This is a genomic window from Arthrobacter sp. Y3221048 (genome assembly GCF_059092685.1).
In genome coordinates, this window is record NZ_JBNHHX010000009.1 from 1 (window position 1) to 3,502 (window position 3,502).

The window sequence follows — 3,502 nt, forward strand, 5'->3', positions numbered from 1 at the left end:
TCGGACTATTAGTACCGGTCAGCTCCACGAGTCTTTTGTCCTCGCTTCCACATCCGGCCTATCAACCCAGTGGTCTGGCTGGGGTCCTCTCCCCCCGAAGGGGATGGAAATCTCATCTTGAAGCCGGCTTCCCGCTTAGATGCTTTCAGCGGTTATCCAATCCGAACGTAGCTAATCAGCGGTGCACTTGGCAGTACAACTGACACACCAGAGGTTCGTCCGTCCCGGTCCTCTCGTACTAAGGACAGACCTTCTCAAATTTCCTGCGCGCGCAGCGGATAGGGACCGAACTGTCTCACGACGTTCTAAACCCAGCTCGCGTACCGCTTTAATGGGCGAACAGCCCAACCCTTGGGACCTACTCCAGCCCCAGGATGCGACGAGCCGACATCGAGGTGCCAAACCATGCCGTCGATATGGACTCTTGGGCAAGATCAGCCTGTTATCCCCGAGGTACCTTTTATCCGTTGAGCGACGGCCATTCCACAATGTGCCGCCGGATCACTAGTCCCGACTTTCGTCCCTGCTCGAGATGTCTCTCTCACAGTCAAGCTCCCTTGTGCACTTACACTCGCCACCTGATTGCCAACCAGGCTGAGGGAACCTTTGGGCGCCTCCGTTACTCTTTAGGAGGCAACCGCCCCAGTTAAACTACCCATCAGGCACTGTCCCTGACCCGGATTACGGGCCGAAGTTAGATGTCCAGAGTGACCAGAGTGGTATTTCAACGATGACTCCACCCGAACTGGCGTCCGGGCTTCAAAGTCTCCCACCTATCCTACACAAGCCACACCGAACACCAATACCAAACTATAGTAAAGGTCTCGGGGTCTTTCCGTCCTGCTGCGCGTAACGAGCATCTTTACTCGTAGTGCAATTTCGCCGAGTTTATGGTTGAGACAGCGGGGAAGTCGTTACTCCATTCGTGCAGGTCGGAACTTACCCGACAAGGAATTTCGCTACCTTAGGATGGTTATAGTTACCACCGCCGTTTACTGGGGCTTAAATTCTCCGCTTCGCCCCGAAGGGCTAACAGGTCCTCTTAACCTTCCAGCACCGGGCAGGAGTCAGTCCGTATACATCGTCTTGCGACTTCGCACGGACCTGTGTTTTTAGTAAACAGTCGCTTCCCCCTGGTCTCTGCGGCCCTTACCCGCTCCGAAGCGCAAGGCTTCTTCACGGTCCGGGCCCCCCTTCTCCCGAAGTTACGGGGGCATTTTGCCGAGTTCCTTAACCATAATTCTCTCGATCGCCTTGGTATTCTCTACCTGATCACCTGTGTCGGTTTGGGGTACGGGCGGCTAAAACCTCGCGTCGATGCTTTTCTCGGCAGCATAGGATCACCGAATCCCCCCATACGGGGGTCCCGTCAGGTCTCAGGCTTCACGAACGGCGGATTTGCCAACCGTTCACCCTACATCCTTGGACCGGGACTACCATCGCCCGGCTCGGCTACCTTCCTGCGTCACACCTGTTAATACGCTTACCTCCCCGGATCGGGTCCCGCGCGCCCCGCCCATACTGGCCCCGAAGGGCACGGATGAACGGTTTGGGCGGTTAGCATCACCGGTTTGGCATGGGCGGTTTTTCGCCGGTACGGGAATATCAACCCGTTGTCCATCGACTACGCCTGTCGGCCTCGCCTTAGGTCCCGACTTACCCAGGGCAGATTAGCTTGACCCTGGAACCCTTGATCATTCGGCGGACGGGTTTCCCACCCGTCTTTCGCTACTCATGCCTGCATTCTCACTCGTGTAGGCTCCACCACTGGCTTCCGCCGCAGCTTCACTGCCCACACGACGCTCCCCTACCCACCAGCGCTCCTGAACCACGAAGGCTTGGATAATACGCTGATGCCACAACTTCGGCGGTGTACTTGAGCCCCGCTACATTGTCGGCGCGGAATCACTTGACCAGTGAGCTATTACGCACTCTTTCAAGGGTGGCTGCTTCTAAGCCAACCTCCTGGTTGTCTGGGCAACTCCACATCCTTTTCCACTTAGCACACGCTTAGGGGCCTTAGTTGGTGGTCTGGGCTGTTTCCCTCTCGACTATGAAGCTTATCCCCCACAGTCTCACTGCTGCGCTCTCACTTGCCGGCATTCGGAGTTTGGCTGACGTCAGTAACCTTGTAGGGCCCATCGGCCATCCAGTAGCTCTACCTCCGGCAAGAAACACGCAACGCTGCACCTAAATGCATTTCGGGGAGAACCAGCTATCACGGAGTTTGATTGGCCTTTCACCCCTACCCACAGCTCATCCCCTCCATTTTCAACTGAAGTGGGTTCGGTCCTCCACGCGCTCTTACACGCGCTTCAACCTGGCCATGGGTAGATCACTCCGCTTCGGGTCTAGATCACGCCACTGCATCGCCCTATTCAGACTCGCTTTCGCTACGGCTTCCCCACACGGGTTAACCTCGCGACGTAACACTAACTCGCAGGCTCATTCTTCAAAAGGCACGCCGTCACAGCTACAAGGCTGCTCCGACGGATTGTAAGCACACGGTTTCAGGTACTGTTTCACTCCCCTCCCGGGGTACTTTTCACCTTTCCCTCACGGTACTTGTCCGCTATCGGTCATCAGGTAGTATTCAGGCTTACCAGGTGGTCCTGGCAGATTCGCACGGGATTTCTCGGGCCCCGTGCTACTTGGGATACTCTCCAAGCGGCGTCACGCATTACGGTTACAGGGCTTACACCTTCTCCGGCCGGCCTTTCAAGACCGTTCACCTATACGCACGCACTCACTTTCGCTGTCCGGCAGAACAGCAGCGGAAAGTCCCGCAACCCCGGCCATGCAACGCCCGCCGGCTATCACACATGGACCGGTTTGGCCTCTTCCGCGTTCGCTCGCCACTACTGACGGAATCACTGTTGTTTTCTCTTCCTGCGGGTACTGAGATGTTTCACTTCCCCGCGTTCCCTCCACGCACCCTATGTGTTCAGGTACGGGTCACCCGGTCACTCGCGCGCCGGGCGGGGTTTCCCCATTCGGACATCCTGGGATCACCGTTCGGTTATCAACTCCCCCAGGCTTATCGCAGATTCCCACGTCCTTCTTCGGCTCCTGATGCCAAGGCATCCACCGTGTGCTCTTAAAAACTTGACCACAAAGATCAAAATCAGCTATTCGAGAGAACCAGGACAACCAACCATCAAAAGACAGCCGGCCACCAGGTTCATCAAAAAAATTGCTTTAAGATGCTCGCGTCCACTATGTAGTTCTCAAACAACAACCCCGTCACCCCCTGCCCGCCACCCCAAAGGGCAGCCGGCGCGGAAAGCGCGGGAACAAGAGGAACCAACCAGGCCCCCTCCTCACATCGCTGCAAGAATAAGGTCCTGTTGCCTCAGGACCCAACAGTGTGCCAAAAGACATCCCCCGCGAAACCAACCACACACGTTCCAAACACCCCAAAGGGCACCGTACTGGCATGCGGCCAACCGCGAAAGACACCGAATCCGTTGATATTCCACCCATGAGCACCCGCCGGACAACA

Annotated in this window: 1 rRNA gene; it reads right to left on the reverse strand. The window is 56.6% G+C overall.

The features are described from left to right. A 23S ribosomal RNA gene (locus AC5RVS_RS17820) occupies positions 1-3,111 on the reverse strand; the annotation flags it as partial. Between the last annotated feature and the right edge of the window lie 391 nt (positions 3,112-3,502).